The sequence below is a fragment of the Acinetobacter higginsii genome (assembly GCF_000369845.1).
In the GTDB taxonomy this organism is placed as follows: domain Bacteria; phylum Pseudomonadota; class Gammaproteobacteria; order Pseudomonadales; family Moraxellaceae; genus Acinetobacter; species Acinetobacter higginsii.
In genome coordinates this window covers 235,146-252,602 of the sequence record NZ_KB850214.1, presented here as the reverse complement: position 1 = coordinate 252,602, position 17,457 = coordinate 235,146, and the positions used below count along the sequence as shown (strand labels likewise).

Sequence of the window (17,457 nt, the reverse complement as noted above, 5' to 3'; positions counted from 1 at the left end):
CCATTATGTATATTATTTTAACTTAGATTTAAGAATTATATGATTGAGATTGAATTACAACGTGGCAAATTGGATTTAAAGCCCGATGAAAATAGCCATTGGAAATGGCAGGATTTACTCGGTTTTGCTGAACGAATAAATCCGAAAAGAGCCTTTTTATTTGTCTCAAAAGTCTTGGGGAGACATATTCCAGTTAGCCCTCAAGTCATGCGCCATGCGTTTACTGATTTAGCCCAACTGATTCCGAGTGATTTACCTGAGCCAATCTTGGTGATTGGGATGGCAGAAACCGCGGTAGGTTTAGGCGCAGGTGTACATCAAGTCCTGCAAGAACGCTATCCAGATGCACTGTATGTCACCACGACTCGTCATCCTGTTGAAGGCGCACCGTTATTGGCTCGCTTTTTAGAAGAACATAGCCATGCCCAAGATCAATTGCTGTATGGATCTCCTGATACTGATATCCAAAAGAAAATTTTAGCCAGTAAAAGTATCGTATTGGTTGATGATGAAGCTTCTACAGGGAAAACCTTTATCAATTTAGTGTCTGCACTACAAGCGGCTGGCTTTGATCAAATTTCCCATATTGTGACGGCTACTTTGGCGGATTGGTCATCAGGTATTCATATTGCTGGATTAGATTGTCAATCCGTAGCATTGATGACAGGTAAATGGCAGTGGCAGGATGCCGAAAATCCGCCACAGATCAATATGCCCAAAGTCGATACCGTGGCATTTGGTGAGTACGCGACCTTGTCTGAACCGACTTGGGGACGTTTACCGATTCAGGATACGTCTGCCTATATTCGTTTGCAGGTCGAACCTCAGCAACGGATTTTAGTATTAGGAAGTGGTGAATATGTCTGGTCTTCATTTTTATTGGCTGAAGATTTGCAGCGTCAGGGCGCAGAGGTGAAATTTAGTGCGATCACCCGCTCACCGATTGCAGTAGGGCATGCAATTCAATCTGCTTTAGCTTTTTCAGATAACTATGGCTTAGGTATTCAGAACTTTGTCTACAATATCAATCCATTAGAGTATGACCGAATCTTTATTACAGTGGAAACCTGTGCTGAGTCAGTCGCCGATAGCCTATTAGACGCGATTCCAAATGCTGAAGTTATCAGCGCAGTAGAATTCCCACATCAAACCTTTAATCTGTGTTGTGCGAATGACTAATTTCTTATTTGACGCGCCAAATATTGCAACGCCGCTCATGTTGGTTGATCTGGATGATACTTTATTCCAGACTCATCGCCGTATTGTTCCCCAAGCTGACTTTAAAATGGTCACCACGGACAAACAGGGACAAGCATTGGCGTATATGAACCCGATTCAGCAGCACTTTGTGCAGTGGTTGTTGCATAGTACACATTTGATTCCCGTCACAGCACGAAGTGCACAGGCATTGTCTCGGGTACATTTACCTTTTCAGTATGGAGCAGTTTGTTCTCATGGCGGTACGGTATTGAATGCAGATTTCAGTGTAAATCTGGATTGGCATGCACAGATGCAACATGCATTGGCCCCTTATCAAGCACGGCAACAGGCTTTGATTGAGGTGGTACAGCAACAGGCAACCCATTTTGGTTCTATTCGTACTTGGGTGGTCGAAGAGCAAGGTTTAGGTTTATACGTGGTGGCCAAGCAAAATACCGAAAATGATAATCCTTATGCACCGAATTTCTTACCAGAACTATTAAATAGCTTAAGTCCAGATGTATTAGATGGGTTCTATTTTCATTTAAATGGCAATAATTTGGCTTTGATTCCCGAACCTGTAAGCAAAGCCAATGCAGCCCGTTTTTTATTGCAACAGTTTGCGTCTCAACAACGTCCGATTCTCGGTTTTGGCGATAGTTTATCCGATGTGGAGTTTTTGAATCTATGTCATTGGTGGGGCATGCCGAACCACAGTCAATTGAATCGTTGGGTAAAACATAATTTGACGCAGCAATATAAACAAGAAGGATATTATGGCGATTATCAATAAAGATAAAGCAAGTGAATTAATTTTAAAACAAGGGTTTAGCGGTAGTTATCAATCAGAACAAGTGACTTTTTTACTTAAACGGACGCATATTGAACCAACCGATACCATCGAAAAAGAACGCCTGATTCAATCGGGCGAAAAGCATTATTCGCAAATGATCAGTTTGGAGAGTGCACCGACCGAACGCCATTTACAGTTGTTTGAACAGGCCATGCAGCAAGGGCAACAACGTTTGGCTCGAGAAGTTCAGCAGTTGGCACAAGCTTTGGTTGCACAATTCAAGGAACCAATTGTATTGGTGAGTTTTGTACGTGCGGGCGTACCCTTAGGTGTACTGCTTTATCATGCGATACAGGATTTAGGTCGTGACTGTGTACATTATGGCATCAGTATTATTCGAGACCGTGGCATCGATTTTGCTGCATTAGAAACCATTATTGCTAAACATGGACACCAATCGATTGTGTTTGTGGATGGTTGGACGGGTAAAGGCGCGATTCGTCAAGAATTGCAGCGTAGCTTAGGCAATGATGCGCGTTTTGCTGGACGGCCGTTACCTTTGGTGGTCTTGTCGGATATTGCCGGTTGTGCATGGTTGGCGGCCAGTGGTGAAGATTGGTTGATTCCTTCCGGTATTTTGGGTTCGACCATTTCAGGTCTTATTTCCCGCAGTATTTGTGAAGGTGAGGCCTTGAGTGCCGAGGAAATCAACGCCGAGAATATCGATCAATGGCATCGCTGTATCGAATATAGCCATTTAAAAGAATTTGATATTTCGCAGCAATTTATTCAGCGCATCAACCAGATTCGCACCCAGCTTAATCCACAACCCAATGCGGTTTGGGCAGAAATACAACAACAGGAACAACAAAATCAAAGCCAGCAGGTGGTACAGAAACTGGCCAAAGAATACGATATTCAAAATATTAATCGAATAAAACCGAGTATTGCTGAAGCAACCCGAGCGATTTTAAGACGAGTGCCTGATCTGGTCTTACTTCGCGACGCCGATGATGCCGATACCCGTTTATTGCGTTATTTAACGCAAGTCACTGAGACACCGGTACAAGTGGTTGGTGATCAAATTGCGCCGTATAGAGCGATTACATTGATTCAAAAATTGGGGAAAGGATAATTTTATGTTATCTGCATTATCTTTAGGGGCAACATTATATATGCCTGCCACGCGTCCAGACTTATGGGCTGTGGTGAAGGGTGAAAAATATCCAGAGTTGCGTTCTCTGGTGATCTGTCTGGAAGACGCAATCACTGAACAGGAGATCGCATTTGCCAAACAAAATCTCAAACAGTTATTGCAGCAAATCCAACAGCAACAGCGCCTTGAACAACATCCGAAAGTGTTTATTCGCCCTCGTCATATTGCGATGGCTGCCGAATTGGCAGAATGGCAAGAAATCACCGCTTTAGATGGCATGGTATTGCCGAAATTTGGTTTAGCCAGTTTTAAGCAATGGCTTGGCGTTCTTCCTCCAGAACTTCATTATATGCCTACGCTTGAAACAGCTGATAGTTTTGATATGGGGCAAATGAAAGAGCTGAGACAAGCCTTGCCAGAATTTCATAAAGTATTGGTGCTTCGGGTTGGGGGCAATGACTTACTCAATTGTTTGGCTTTGCGCCGCCCAAGTGATATGACCTTATACCAAACGCCTATCGGCACACTCATTGCAAACCTAGCAGGTCAGTTTTTACCTTATGGTTTTGCATTGAGCGCGCCTGTCTGTGAGCATTTTAGTCAGGTGAAATTGTTGCAGGATGAATTATATCTGGATTTACAGCATGGTTTATCGGGTAAAACCGTGATTCATCCTGCACAGATCTCAATTGTGCATCAGGCTTATCAGGTCAATGAAATCGAGTTGAAACAAGCGCAGGGTATTTTACAGGATGGCAGCAAGGCTGTATTTGCCTGTCATGGCAGTATGCTTGAACCCGCAACCCATCGTCGTTGGGCGGAACGGATTTTAGAACGGGCAAAAGTGTTTGGGCTAAAAGTATAAAAATCAAAAAATATAGGAATCATCGATGCAACAACTTATTACAGGAGCCAATTTGGCATTGAGCCAGTCACAGTGCCAAGTGAAAATTAAAACCACATTAGCGGCGCATATCGGTTTAGATGTCACCGCTTATGTCTTGAATGCGCAGGCGAAGGTTCGTGGTGATGCGGACATGATCTTTTATGGGCAAAAGCAGACACCGAACCGTAGTGTGGAATTGGTCGAGGCAACCACAAAAGCACCGTATATTGCGCAATTTAATCTGAACACTCAATTATTCGATGCGGATATCAGCAAGCTTGCGATGTGTGCAACGATTGATGGGCAAGGTGCAATCAATGCGATTCAAGATATTCAGATTGAATTATGGGAGAACGGACAGCTCACGGCAACAGCAACGGTAAAAAGTGCTGAAAAGACTGAAAAAGCACTGATTTTGGCCGAAGTTTATCGTCATAAAGAGCAGTGGAAATTCCGCTTTGTCAATCAGGGGTTCAATGGTGGTTTACAACCGCTAGCTGAACATTTTGGCGTAGAAATTAGTGATCAAGCTGCAACGCCTGAGCCAGTGCCTCAACCTGTACCTACGCCAGCACCACAGCCTAAAATTAATTTAAGCAAAATTACCTTAGATAAACGCAATAGCCAGATTAATTTACAGAAACAGGCTCATGGTTTTGGTGAGATTAAAATTAATCTGAATTGGAACCAACGGACTCAACAAGCTCAGTCAGCTGGTTTCTTTAAAAAGCTGCTCAACCAAAATCAAGGTATTGATCTGGATTTGGGTTGCCTATTCGAGATGCACGATGGTAGCAAATCGGTGATTCAGGCTTTAGGTAATCGATTTGGTGATTTTAATGGCTTCCCCTTTATCCAACTTTCTGCGGATGACCGTACTGGTGCATTAACAGAGGGTGAGTGGCTCAGAATTAATGGACAGCACTGGTCACAGATTCGCCGTGTAGTGTTGTTTGCCTTTATTTATGAAGGAGTCCCGAACTGGGCTGAAACAGATGCTGTGGTCACCATTTATGTTCCAGATCAACCCCCGATTGAAATCCGTTTAACTGAAGGGCAACCTTTGGGGATGTGTGGAATTGTTGAATTGGTGAATCAAGGCGGTAGTATTCAAGTACAACGTCACGTGCGCTATGTACCTGGACATCGGGAGTTGGACCAAGCCTTTGGTTTTGGTCTGCGCTGGGTTGCAGGCAGTAAATAAAGTTGATATTTAATCATGTATTAGATAACAACAATTTCGTATCTATGTAGACATTATTAAGACCATTGAATTTTAAGTGTTCAAACGAGGAGAAAAAACAAAATGGCAATTAGTTTAAATAAAGGTGGAAATTTATCCCTAAGCAAAACAGATCCAAATTTAGTTCGTATTTTAATTGGATTGGGCTGGGATGAGCGTGCGACTGATGGCGCAGCATTTGACTTGGATGCGAGTGCATTCTTATTAACCGCAACAGGTAAAGTACGTGGCGATCACGACTTTATTTTCTACAACCAACTTAAATCTCAAGATGCTTCAGTCGAGCACACCGGTGACAACCGTTCAGGTCAAGGCGATGGTGATGATGAAACCTTATTGGTTGATCTGTCAAAAGTCTCACCTGAAATTGAAAAAATTGCGATTACAGTGACCATTCATGATGCACAAGCACGCGGCCAGAATTTTGGTCAGATTGCCAATGCCTTTATTCGTGTTGTGAACCAAGACACCAATGTTGAAGTGGTTCGTTTTGATTTGGCAGAAGATTATTCAACTGAAACTGCCATGGTGTTTGGCGAAGTTTATCGCCACAATGGCGAATGGAAATTTAAAGCCGTTGGTCAAGGCTATGCTGGTGGGCTTGCTGCAATGTGCCAACAATATGGTATTCAGGTCGGCTAAGGTTCTCATTTCAACACATAAATGATGAATAGCTTAAAGCTGTTTAGAAAAGGAAAAAAATGAAACATTTTCGTTTCTCAATTATTTTTACCGTAATCTGTCTAGGGTTATCAGCATGGTGGGGCTTTACGCATGGCCCAAATGCTGGTTTCTCGATGATGCTTAAAGTTTTATTGATTACGACAGTACTGGCAGTTATGGAAGTATCCCTGTCTTTTGATAATGCTGTTGTCAATGCATCAGTACTCAGAAACTGGGACGAGTTCTGGAAAAAACTATTTCTTACCGTTGGTATTTTAGTTGCTGTATTTGGTATGCGTTTAATCTTCCCACTCTTAATTGTTGGTGTAACCGCTGACATGGGAATGATTGAGGTTGCGAAACTGGCACTGAATGATCCAAAAACTTATTCAGAAAAGTTACTTGCACATCATGCTGAAATTGCAGCCTTTGGTGGGATGTTCTTACTGTTGGTGTTCTTAAACTTCTTGTTTGATGATGGTAAAGATACGCACTGGTTCCATTGGTTGGAAACCCATTTATCGAATCTAGCAAACATCCCCGCGATGTCAGTATTTGTGTCACTGATTGCTTTACTGACTATGGCTGCTTTTGTACCTGAGCAACAAAAACTGATTGTGATTGTCGCGGGGATCTGGGGCATCGTGGTTTATATCGGTGTACAGGTGTTGGGTCATTTGCTTGAAGGCAGCAGCGAAGATGATGAAGCCGATGAAAAACCAGTTACTGGTACTTCAAGTAATATCGTCAAAGCAGGTATTGGTGGTTTCCTTTACCTCGAGGTATTAGATGCTTCGTTTAGTTTCGATGGCGTGATTGGTGCATTTGCGATCACAAGTGATGTGGTTGTGATTATGCTTGGTCTGGCAATTGGCGCAATGTTTGTCCGTTCGATGACGATCTATTTAGTTGAGAAAGGCACATTGGAAGCATTTATCTATCTGGAGCATGGCGCACATTATGCGATTGGTGCTTTGGCTGCAATTATGCTTTATACCGGAACAGGTGGTCATGTGCCTGAAGTTGTAACAGGCTTGATTGGTATTGCATTCATCATTTGGGCTGTATTATCTTCGATTGCTTACAGTAAACAACAAACACAAGCTTGATAAAAATGTATGGATACATCATCTATATGATGTCCATGATTCAAATGAAATAAACAATGAGTTGAAATTTAATAAGGAGAAACTCGAATGGCAATTAGTTTAACCAAAGGCGGCAACGTTAGCTTAACCAAAGAAGCGCCTGGCATTACAAAAACAACTGTTGGTTTAGGTTGGAATCCTCGCGTAACTGATGGTGCTGCATTTGACCTAGATGCAATTGCATTTTTAGTCAATGAAGGCGGTAAGGTTCGTGCTGATAATGACTTTATTTTCTTTAATAACTTAAAGTCATCTGATGGTTCTGTGGTTCACAATGGTGATAACCGTACAGGCGAAGGCGATGGTGATGACGAAACCCTAAGTATCGATTTAAGCAAAGTTCCAGCTGACGTTGCAAAAGTGATCTTTGCGGTTACGATTTATGATGGTCAAACCCGTAACCAAAACTTTGGTCAAGTTGCGAATGCCTACATTCGTGTAATTAACGATGCGGGTGGTACTGAAATCGCACGTTATGACTTGTCTGAAGACAGCAGCACTGAAACTGCAATGATCTTTGGTGAACTTTATAAACACGGTAGCGAGTGGAAATTCCGCGCAATCGGTCAAGGTTTTGCTGGTGGCTTAGGGCCATTAGCCGCTTCTTATGGTGTTTCTGTTTAAGATACCTGTGGAAGATAGTGTTTAGGCACTATCTTCTTTTTCGATATTTATAAATGATAAAAATAGGTTATTCCTGAATATGTTGAATTTAGTTCGCGGACAAAAAATAAAATTAACTGATGTTTTACAGGGGCAATCCTCTTTTTATATCCAGATTCAATATCAAGCCGCTTTTGATTTAGATATCGCCAGTTTTGGACTTGATCCGCAGTATCGTTTGAGTGATGAGCGATACATGACCTTTTATAATCAGCCTGAAACGCCATGCCAGGCGGTTCGTCTGATTGAAAATCACAATAAATGTAGCCGTTTTTTAGTTGATTCTGCAAAACTACCTGCAACTATTCAACATCTGGTTTTGACTGCTGCAATTGATGGCCAGAATGTCATGTCTCAATCACAGCAAGCGACGATTCAAATTCTTAACTTGCAGTTACAGCCGATTGCTGAACTGAAGTTAGATGGCAGCATCTTCGATCAAGAGCGTGCCACCATGCTGATCGAGATTTATCGAAAAGAAGGTATTTGGCGTTTAGCAGCCATTGGACAAGGCTTTAATGCAGGTCTTGCTGCCTTAATTCAACATTTTGGTGGAGAAGTTGCCGAAGAGCCAACAACACAACAGTCGACACCTGCAGCACCACAATCGAATATCGATTTAAAGAAAAAATTATCTTTGCAAAAGGCCGAAAAAACGGGCAATGCATCCATTATCGATCTGACCAAAAAATCACTGGTCCAACTGGAAAAGAAAAACTTACTGGGTGTAACCGCACGAGTGGCACTGGTCTTGGATGCATCTGGCTCAATGGATGGGCAATATCGCCGTGGTGATGTGCAAAAGGTGGTGAATCGCTTGATGCCACTGGCCATTCATTTTGATGATGATGGCAGTTTTGAGTGTTGGGCTTTTGCTGCTAAAACGACACAACTGGATGATGTGACGCTCGACAATGTCAATGATTTCATTAATACCACCCAACGTGGCTGGAAAAACTGGCAAGTGGGGGCACGTTATAATGAGGAAATTCCAGCAATTGAAGCTGTGATTAATTATTTCCAAAAATTCAAAGATCAAATCCCGACTTATGTTCTATTTATTTCGGATGGTGGCGTGGGCAGCCGTCGACAAATGCAGAAAATATTATCCCAAGCGGCTAAACTGCCTATTTTCTGGCAATTTGTCGGGATTGGTGGGCGAGATTATGGTGCACTAGAAAAGCTGGATGAAATGTCAGGTCGAATTGTCGATAACTGTAATTTCTTTAGTTTGGACCGCATTGATAGTGTTTCAGATGAACGCCTATATGAATTGTTATTACAAGAATTCCCTGATTGGTTGAACGCTGCGAAGCAACATCAGATTGTTAGAAATTAAAAGGAATAAATAATGGCACAGTTTAGCTTAGTTGGTTCACCAGAACCGTTCCTGCATGTATCCATGCGCCGTGGCGACAAAATCTATTGCGAAAGTAATGCCATGGTGATGATGGAAGCGCCTTTGGAGTTAAAAGGGCGTTTGCAAGGTGGTTTAATGCAATCCCTATTACGTCGTTTTGCCAATGATGAATCGTTGTTTCAGCAGCATATTGAAGCTGTACGCGGTGATGGTGACTGTCTGTTATCCGCAGCGTTGGATGGGGATATGCAGATTTTAGATGTCGGTGCGACGCAGTATTTGCTGAGTGATGGGGCTTTCGTGGCGGCACATGACTCAGTTGAAGTCAAAGCTCGTTTAAACAGCAGTCTGGGTGGTGCATTTTTTGGTAATACCGGTGGTTTTTTGGTGATGGAAACCAGCGGGCAAGGCCAAGTGGTGGTGTCTGGTTGTGGCACCTTGTTTGAGCTTGAAGTTGAACCAAACAAAGAAGTCATTATTGATAATGGACACGTGGTCTGTTGGGATTCACGCTTAAATTATAATTTATCCGTTTCTACTTCACAGAGTAGTGGTTTTCTTGGCAATTTGGTCAATAGTGTGACCAGTGGCGAAGGGATGGTATTACGTTTTTCCGGCCAAGGTAAGGTGGTGATTTGTTCTCGAAACCGTAACAATTTCCTGCAATGGTTAACCTCAAAGTTAAATTTAAACCGTAATCAATCCAATTAAAACAATCATTTTTATCCAGAGGAGAAAAACATATGGGAATTAATTTAGAAAAGGGCCAAAAAATTAGTTTGCAAAAAGCAGATGGCAGCAGCTTACAACAAATCTTTTTAGGTGTGGGCTGGGACGTTGCGAAAAGCAAAGGCTTTTTCGGCTTTGGTGGGGGCGGTGGGAATATTGACCTTGATGCCTCTGTCATTTTATTTGATGATAACAAACAAGTATTGGATGTGGTTTACTTTGGTCAATTGCAAAGTAAGGATGGCAGTATCCACCATTCTGGCGATAACTTAACCGGCGAGGGCGATGGTGATGATGAAGTCATTCGTGTTAATTTGAACCAGATTCCGGCACAAGTAAAATCGTTGGTATTTACTGTGAGCAGTTTCCGTGGACAGACATTTGAGAAAGTTGAAAATGCATTCTGTCGTTTGGTGGATCAATCCAGCAATCAGGAAATTGCAAGCTATAAGCTGTCTTCACAAGGCGCACATACTGGTTTGATTATTGCAAAAATTTATCGCCACAATGATGCATGGAAAATGCATGCGATTGGTGAAAATGTGCATGGTCGTACCTTCCAAGATATTGTGCCTTATGCTTTACCACATATCTAATGATTTAGATTGATCATGGCCTGCCGCAATCGCTCAATACATTGCGGCATGTTTATTTCTGCAATCTGAAATTATAATAAATAGTGGTTTAGAACATCCCGCATTGCTTCTGGAATGGTGGTGCTTTTTCGGCTTATCCGATCCACAAAGACATGGACAAAATGCCCTTGAGCAGCAGCCTCGTGCTGACCTTGTTTAAAGATCGCCAACTCGTATCTAAGTGATGAGTTTCCTACTTTGCCAATCGCTACACCTACTTCAATGATTTCTGGAAACGACAGTTCCTGTTGAAAGCTACAAGCCGAATCAACCACTAGACCAATAATTTCACTGTGATGAATATCGAAACCTGTTTTCTGAATCAGTAATGAATTGGCTGCAGTATCAAAATAACTATAATAAGTCACGTTGTTGACGTGGCCGTAAATATCATTATCGGCCCAACGGGTCTGGATTGGAAAAAAGAACTTAAATTGTTCGCGTCGTTTTAAAGTCGGTTTGCTCATGCATAAATCGCCTGATAGATCTGTAATGCGTCTTGTTCGGTCATTTCTCTTGGATTGTTCTGCAACAGTCTAGTTTGCAGCATGGCATCTTTGGCAAGTTGTGATAATTTCGCTTCAGCAATATCGAGTTCTTTTAACTTCAAGGTTAAGCCACTTTGGTCCAGATGATTCTGCATATGGTCTATAAACAGGTCGCAAAGGCCATCGGTACAACCCGTACTTCGAGGGTCTAGTAATTGCATCAATTCTGCATAGTGTTGTTTGGCTTTGGGTGCATTAAATTTTAAAACTTCAACCAGTACTAATGCATTGGTATGTCCATGCGAAAGGTGAAAATGCCCACCCAATGGGTATGCGAGGGCATGTACCGCACCAACGGGGGCATTGGCAAAGGCTTGACCAGCTAACATAGAGCCCACCAACATGTTTTGGCGTGCCTCTAAATCAGCCCCATTTTTCAAGACTTTGGCTAAATTATGATTAAGTAATTTCAATGCATTTTTAGCCAGCATATCGGCATAAAAATTCTTTTTAATATTTGAGGTATAAGCCTCAATGGCATGCACCATGGCATCGATGCCTGTCGCCGCAGTAAGATGCGCAGGTAAACCTTGAGTGAAAGTCGCATCTAAAATGGCAACATCGGCATATAAAATTGGTGAAACCACGCCCATTTTGGTGGTTGCACCAGTGGTTACAATCGAAATGGGCGTGACCTCTGAACCTGTGCCCGCTGTGGTCGGGATGAGAATCAGTGGCAAACGAGGGGCTTTGGCTTGGTTTACGCCGTAGATTTCACTGAGGTTTTGTTGTTGTTCAGAATGTGCCAGCAAGGCAATGATTTTGGCCACATCCATTGAACTACCGCCACCAAAACCGATGATCACATCTATCTTTTCTTGTTTCGCAAAATCAACAGCTTCCAGCACAATATGTTCTGGTGGATCTGCTTGGATATCGGAATAAATAATGTATTCAAGACTAATCTGATTCAGAATTTTTAAAATGGGTTGATGCAATTGATGTTGTATCATTCCTGCATCGGTTACGATGAGTGCCTTATGATAATTTTGTTGTGTTAAAACACTTTTAAGTTCTTGTATTGAACCTAGCCCCGCAATGATGTTCGGAACAGTTTGAAATTGAAACGAGTTCATACATACATCCTTATTTTTCATAATAAATACAACATTTTTATATCATGTGACTATAAGTTTCACTGTCTAAATAAATTAACATAAGGCGTTCCTAAAAAGTGTAGCTCTGAGCAAGAAAAGAAGAAAAAGGTATTTGTTCTCGTCATTAATAAATAGTCATCTTAGGACAGTCTAGTCATATTCTTAAATTAATTAAACAAAAAAGGATTTGTTCTGTCCTCATTTAACATTAATAAAACTGGTTGTAAGTTCTAATATAGAACTAATTTTAAGTAACCCATTTAAAAATGTTTATGTTAGCTTCAAGTCATTTAGGGCCAAAGGGCATTAAAGATATAGTTAATAGCAAATTAGCTAAGTTTTCAGGATCTTTATTAGGTGCTGTAACCCCAAAGAAACAGAGTACACTTCCTAAAGCTTTTGAATTAAGCCCACATATTGACTATAAGCGATATGGAAGTACACATTACGGGATCATGGTACCAGACTTGCCTGAACCATATCGTTATCTCTCTTGGGCTTCAGTGATAGGTTATGTTGGCTTTCCGATAACAGACTCAGAATATCAAATGTCCATTAGAGGAAAAGGTGATACCGCTTCATTGGTCCATGGGACAGCTTTATCTTCTACTGAAGAAGCATTTAAAACATATTCAATAGTTGATGATATACAGTTCAGTGAAAAGCCATTTTCTGTCATTTTTAACAATGAAACTTCTCTCACAGAAATTGACAATGGGTTTCTTCTAACTACAAAAAGAGAAGATTTGCAAATTGAAATACATTTGGTACCTACCGGAGCAATCACATGGTTTGCATATGGTTCTTTATACAAGCATTTCAGTGTATTGATGAAATATGAAGGACGAATGATTCAAAATGATGAAAGTATAGAAGTAAATGGGCTTTGCACCCTTGAATCATGGAAAGCTATAGCAACATCAATGCTAAAAAATCAAACATTAGTAAATGCTATCCAAATTCCTGTAAAGATTTTCAGTTATCAAGTAATTAACTTAGATGATGAACAGCAATTGGTGCTGGCTTTTATTTGTTATGAAGATCAACCTATTTTAACATCAGTCTATTACCGTCATATCGATGGTACTTCAATTCAATTTAATGGTGATATAAGGTTTGAAGTTACTAAGAATAAGGTTGAACCTCAGATAACACCTGATGGTTATAGCATGTATGTACCAGAAACATTTGAATGGATTGCATATCACGATAATTTGAAGATTTTAGAAATCAGAGCAGAAGTAGATACCGCATATTGCTAAGGTTTAGCGGCTGGTTATGTTTCTTCGTATAAGTGGCAAGGAATGTTCCAAGGGAAAGATCTTATTGGCAGAGGGTATTTAGAGTATATCGATAGACGTTAAAAAAATTAACTTAAGAATGAACTGAATAATTTTAAAAAAGTCCTCTGATGAGGGCTTTTTTAATTAAAGTGATTCGACCTTAAATTTTCAATGCGTCTATCAGCCTTGTATTCGAATACCGACTAAGAAATTAAAAAGCATCAGTTTTATAAAGTGGGATTACTACATTCTTTTTTAGTTTTGGCATAAGCGTTTCAATTAAAATTAGTGTAGATAGTGAAGTCAAAAGCATCAACAAAACTTCTAGAGAATGACTTAATAGGAATAGTATCGTGTAAAACACAGAAAAGCATAGAAGACTGACCAAAAAATTTTTAAAATACAGTGTGATAAATACAGAGTATAAGAGTGAGGAAAAGAATAAATTAAAGTTTTGGTTCATTCCCATCTTGTCAAACACGATTATAACTAGAGAAATAATTATTACAGAAAGAGCAAAAATAAAAAAATTCTTGATGATATTCATTGTTTTTCCTCTAATTCAAGTTGAAAAGAAAATCCCCACCTTTAAGGGCCTCATCTCAAAGGTGGGGATTTGTGTGTACACCATTTATAAAGTAAGCCTATCTATTGGTTTTGTCGTCTAAAATAATCATGGCTAGAATTTTAAACTCAATAAAAATAATGGATTATCGAAATACTGGTGTATGAGAAAATTATAGTTATTCAAAAATCTAACGGTATAATCTTTGGCTTACATGATCATAAGAAATCTCGTACATTTGATTGTTATTTGATCAATAAATAGTTGGAATAAAAATTTAATATTTATTTATATCAAATTCTTAATTTTAATATCTCTGAAATTCTCAAAAATCCATTAATATTTTTTAACAGAAGTATGGCAGAAGGCATACGTAATGAAGTAAAAAATTAAAATAGTATTAAAAAACAAATGCATGTATTGTATTAGACGGTTTTATTGTAGTTGCTGATCCTATAGGCTTTTCACTTTAGTCGGTAGATTTAGCTTTTACCTATTATGTAATTTTATAGCTGGAAGTGATCAAAATGGAGTTCGTGAGAGTTTTATACGCAAGCAAGGCCACCAATATCTATCCAGATCTTAAACAGGATTTGATAAAAATCTTGGATACAGCTGTAGATTTCAATTCTCGAAATGAAATTACAGGCGTTCTTTACTATGGGCATGGATACTTTGTTCAGTGTTTAGAAGGGCGTAAGAGTAAAATTGATGAGCTTTTCTATGAAAAAATTTTAAAAGATGATCGTCATAAAAACTGCGAAATTTTATTTTATGAAAAATGTGATTTTGGACTTTTTAAACATTGGAACATGAAGTTTGCACCAATTAATAAAAGATTAGGAGACTTCTTTTTAGAAAACCATAGAGATGATTTTAATCCTTTCTTACTTACTACAAACTCAATACCATCATTCATTGAGCTTCTAGCTTCAGAGTATGCAACAGAGCCATATGTTTTTGAAGTAAATGACTAGTACCAAATTTTAACCATGCATCGTACATGAGAGAAGAAAATGAAGATTCAATTGTGCTATGCAAGTTCACGACAAGGTCTTGCTGACGATCTGATTGATGATCTAAGCAATATCCTGACTGTAGCAAGAGACTTTAATTCCAAGAATGCTGTATTTGGAGTTTTGTATTATGCAAATAATGCATTCTTCCAATGTTTAGAAGGGGAAGACTTTATTGTTTTACCTTTATTCGAAAGTATCAAAAAAGACGCTAGACATAACAGTATTATTGAATTTGAAGTTAAAAAAATTCAGAAATATAGTTTTAAAAACTGGTCTATGAAGTATGTTCAAAAAAGCTCGAAAGTAGATATTTTCTTTAATCGGTTAGGCTGTGAAGAATTTATCCCATCTGTTTTGAACGATCAAAATTTGAATGGATTGCTTGAAGCATTATTGAATGAAAATCAAACTCGCGTTCGTAAAAGAGTGGGTTTAAATCAAAGAGGTATTCACCCATATCTTTGAAAAAATTGATTGAAGCTTATGGGGGGATAGGTTTTTAGGTAAATGTGTATTGTATCAGTGGTTCAGGAATATCTAATTTTACCCATAGAGTTAATTTCAATGACCTTGTAAAGCTTGTTCTTATAATGAATTACTTTATTGACATATGCATTGTCTAGCTCATCCCATATATCAAAGTTAAAAAACTCGGCTGTTTCAGCATAAATCCATAGCCAATTTGAAACTCTATTGTTGTGGGCTGAGCCGTACACGGAGTCTTGCACTTTTTGGAGCTTATGTAACTTTAAGTCTTCATCCTGAAGAACCACTGCATTAATCTTCAAAAAAATGCCTCTTAAAAAATATAGGTAGATGTAATTTTATACAATTCGAGGATAGAGTCACATTTCAGAATGTAAAATAATTTTTAAGAAAAATTAGGAGATGTAACGGTCTATACTGGCTTCTTATTTAAGTAAACGTTGTACAGTAGGCCTATAATTTGAGAGATCTTAATTTTTAGGAATCTCAGGCCCCGTTGGCTTTCCCACCTCCCTAATAAATCGTTCTTCCATTGCGCTATACTGTTTAAAGTTTTCACGGGCTTGGTTCAGTAATGGTGCGTTTACTTAAGCGCGAAAGTCATGATCTTCTGCTTTACTGGATCAGCCTCCAAGAAATATACTGGAGAGATGTCATAGCCGCCGTTATATGGTTCATCTTTAGTTAAATAGCCCAGCATAAACATGGCTAAAACATTCTATTTCTCTATTCGTCTTCGTAATCACACTGAAATTTGTGTAAAAGTTCTCATAAGAGGACTTGTTTCATCAGTTAATCTGTTCAAAGTGTGACTTTACGATTCATATTTGTTAAGTGATTCACCCATATATTTTTTATCTTTAGATCAGCATGCCGTCTTGTTCAATTTTTTCTGCTGCCTTCCAACTTGGTAGTGAGCTTAAACGTTCTACATAACTTTTAATATATGGATAATTTTCACCTTGTTCCATATGATGAATTAAGCCGTGAAGCCCAAATCCCATCATAAAGTCTGCCCCTGTTAAACGATCATCCACTAAAAAATTTTTATCTTTTAAATAATTATTTAAAAAACCAAAAACTTTATCAAACTCAACTTGAGTATAGTTTTCTAGAAATACCAATTTCGTACCATGCTTAGCTTCTATCTGATTAAACGTTTTTAATAAAAATGGCACCATAGCAGAGCTTTCAGCGAAATGAATCCATTGTAGATAATCTGCATAAATAGCATCATTTATATCTGGTGCAAGATGTGGAGCAAGTCTTTGAATCAACAACTCTACTATAGCGCCTGATTCCGCAATCACTTTACCTTGCCATTCAATTACAGGAGATTTTCCTAAAGGATGAATGGTTTTTAGTGACTCAGGTGCCAAATGAGTCGTTAAGTCACGATAATAGCGTTGCAATTGATATGGTTGTTTGATTTCTTCGAGTAACCACAAAATTCGGAAAGAACGTGATTGATCTAAGTGATGTAATGTAATCATTATAATGCCTGCTTTAAAAATCTTATGGGTCATTTCCCAAAATTTTACGGTTTCCAATATACGCTTAAGTTTACAGATAGTGCTGTTTATCTACATAAATAACAGTCGAACTGCTATAGCAAATATGAAAAAGCAAATGTTTTCAATGTTTGAAGTTGCAGAGCAGGATTAAGTGATTCCTTAATAAAAATGTATCTTAACTTTTTCAACAATCATTCTTAGTCTTTGATAGAGGTGGTGTGAGTCGAGAATGCCCGTCCGCAAAAACCGTATTCTTTGAGCGTTTTTTGCATTTTAGCTTTATATAATTGACCTTTAAACATTCAGTTTCTTTATGAGCTTGGTTGTTCAGTGTGGTTTCATGCAACGGTTGTGAGTGGTACACATTGTTAATTCCAAAAAAGTACATATTCATACAGAATATTCAAAAGAGACAAACACTATTTCCTTTCAAATCAAAGCAATTTTTGACAAAATAGCTGATGTCAGA

The 17,457-nt window shown here is 39.2% G+C and carries 20 protein-coding genes; 14 read left to right on the top strand and 6 right to left on the bottom strand.

Features of this window, described 5'->3' with window-relative positions; translation table 11 throughout:
- The first annotated feature begins 39 nt into the window (after window positions 1–39).
- From F885_RS11200 to F885_RS11250, 11 genes are all read left to right on the top strand, one after another.
- Complete coding sequence (locus F885_RS11200; RefSeq protein ID WP_005315969.1) at window positions 40–1,179, top strand: phosphoribosyltransferase domain-containing protein; 1,140 nt, start codon at window positions 40–42, stop codon at window positions 1,177–1,179.
- On the top strand, window positions 1,172–1,993 hold the full coding sequence (locus tag F885_RS11205; RefSeq protein ID WP_005315968.1) for an HAD family hydrolase: 822 nt from the start codon (window positions 1,172–1,174) through the stop codon (window positions 1,991–1,993). The genes F885_RS11200 and F885_RS11205 overlap by 8 nt, the downstream gene beginning before the upstream one ends.
- Window positions 1,977–3,128, top strand: a complete 1,152-nt coding sequence (gene stiP, locus F885_RS11210) for a cysteine protease StiP (RefSeq protein WP_005315967.1) — start codon at window positions 1,977–1,979, stop codon at window positions 3,126–3,128. Before F885_RS11205 ends, stiP begins: the two co-directional genes overlap by 17 nt.
- 4 nt (window positions 3,129–3,132) lie before the next feature.
- Window positions 3,133–4,014, top strand: a complete 882-nt coding sequence (locus F885_RS11215) for an HpcH/HpaI aldolase/citrate lyase family protein (protein ID WP_005315966.1) — start codon at window positions 3,133–3,135, stop codon at window positions 4,012–4,014.
- A gap of 25 nt (window positions 4,015–4,039) precedes the next feature.
- A complete protein-coding gene (locus F885_RS11220) occupies window positions 4,040–5,239 on the top strand; it encodes a TerD family protein (RefSeq protein ID WP_005315965.1) in 1,200 nt (399 codons plus the stop codon).
- 102 nt (window positions 5,240–5,341) lie between these two features.
- On the top strand, window positions 5,342–5,920 hold the full coding sequence (locus F885_RS11225; protein WP_005315964.1) for a TerD family protein: 579 nt from the start codon (window positions 5,342–5,344) through the stop codon (window positions 5,918–5,920).
- Window positions 5,921–5,979: 59 nt separating this feature from the next.
- Window positions 5,980–7,050 (top strand): DUF475 domain-containing protein, encoded by a 1,071-nt coding sequence (locus F885_RS11230; protein ID WP_005203250.1) that lies wholly within the window; start codon window positions 5,980–5,982, stop codon window positions 7,048–7,050.
- A gap of 87 nt (window positions 7,051–7,137) precedes the next feature.
- Window positions 7,138–7,713 carry a TerD family protein gene (locus F885_RS11235; protein WP_004653185.1) on the top strand — a complete coding sequence of 192 codons (576 nt, stop codon included), beginning with the start codon at window positions 7,138–7,140 and terminating at the stop codon, window positions 7,711–7,713.
- 79 nt (window positions 7,714–7,792) lie between these two features.
- On the top strand, window positions 7,793–9,091 hold the full coding sequence (locus F885_RS11240; RefSeq protein ID WP_005315963.1) for a VWA domain-containing protein: 1,299 nt from the start codon (window positions 7,793–7,795) through the stop codon (window positions 9,089–9,091).
- A 12-nt stretch (window positions 9,092–9,103) separates the two neighbouring features.
- Window positions 9,104–9,823 carry a TIGR00266 family protein gene (locus F885_RS11245; protein WP_004807604.1) on the top strand — a complete coding sequence of 240 codons (720 nt, stop codon included), beginning with the start codon at window positions 9,104–9,106 and terminating at the stop codon, window positions 9,821–9,823.
- A gap of 32 nt (window positions 9,824–9,855) precedes the next feature.
- Window positions 9,856–10,437 (top strand): TerD family protein, encoded by a 582-nt coding sequence (locus F885_RS11250; RefSeq protein ID WP_004807602.1) that lies wholly within the window; start codon window positions 9,856–9,858, stop codon window positions 10,435–10,437.
- 71 nt (window positions 10,438–10,508) lie between these two features.
- On the opposite strand, the gene F885_RS11255 is transcribed toward F885_RS11250, so the two are convergent.
- Both F885_RS11255 and F885_RS11260 read right to left on the bottom strand, forming a co-directional pair.
- On the bottom strand, window positions 10,509–10,943 hold the full coding sequence (locus tag F885_RS11255) for an acyl-CoA thioesterase (protein WP_005203254.1): 435 nt from the start codon (window positions 10,941–10,943) through the stop codon (window positions 10,509–10,511).
- Window positions 10,940–12,100, bottom strand: coding sequence for an iron-containing alcohol dehydrogenase (locus tag F885_RS11260; protein ID WP_005315962.1), 1,161 nt, complete (start codon window positions 12,098–12,100; stop codon window positions 10,940–10,942). The genes F885_RS11255 and F885_RS11260 overlap by 4 nt, the downstream gene beginning before the upstream one ends.
- Before the next feature lie 293 nt (window positions 12,101–12,393).
- On the opposite strand from F885_RS11260, the gene F885_RS11265 reads away from it, so the two are divergent.
- Window positions 12,394–13,383, top strand: coding sequence for a DUF6670 family protein (locus F885_RS11265; RefSeq protein WP_228253477.1), 990 nt, complete (start codon window positions 12,394–12,396; stop codon window positions 13,381–13,383).
- A 232-nt stretch (window positions 13,384–13,615) separates the two neighbouring features.
- On the opposite strand, the gene F885_RS21230 is transcribed toward F885_RS11265, so the two are convergent.
- A complete protein-coding gene (locus F885_RS21230) occupies window positions 13,616–13,951 on the bottom strand; it encodes a hypothetical protein (protein WP_005203261.1) in 336 nt (111 codons plus the stop codon).
- Window positions 13,952–14,496: 545 nt separating this feature from the next.
- Between F885_RS21230 and F885_RS11275 the strand changes: the two genes are divergently transcribed.
- Window positions 14,497–14,946, top strand: a complete 450-nt coding sequence (locus F885_RS11275; RefSeq protein WP_005189145.1) for a BLUF domain-containing protein — start codon at window positions 14,497–14,499, stop codon at window positions 14,944–14,946.
- Window positions 14,947–14,985: 39 nt separating this feature from the next.
- Entirely contained in the window at window positions 14,986–15,453 is a 468-nt protein-coding gene (locus tag F885_RS11280) for a BLUF domain-containing protein (RefSeq protein WP_005189133.1), read from the top strand.
- Window positions 15,454–15,944: 491 nt separating this feature from the next.
- Here the strand turns inward: F885_RS11280 and F885_RS21390 are convergent, their stop codons facing one another.
- From F885_RS21390 to F885_RS11290, 3 genes are all read right to left on the bottom strand, one after another.
- Window positions 15,945–16,046 (bottom strand): hypothetical protein, encoded by a 102-nt coding sequence (locus F885_RS21390; RefSeq protein WP_322783564.1) that lies wholly within the window; start codon window positions 16,044–16,046, stop codon window positions 15,945–15,947.
- A gap of 11 nt (window positions 16,047–16,057) precedes the next feature.
- Window positions 16,058–16,180 (bottom strand): hypothetical protein, encoded by a 123-nt coding sequence (locus F885_RS21350; protein ID WP_263974999.1) that lies wholly within the window; start codon window positions 16,178–16,180, stop codon window positions 16,058–16,060.
- A gap of 154 nt (window positions 16,181–16,334) precedes the next feature.
- Window positions 16,335–16,967: a glutathione S-transferase family protein gene (locus tag F885_RS11290; protein WP_005315953.1), complete on the bottom strand. Its 633-nt coding sequence runs from the start codon at window positions 16,965–16,967 to the stop codon at window positions 16,335–16,337.
- Between the last annotated feature and the right edge of the window lie 490 nt (window positions 16,968–17,457).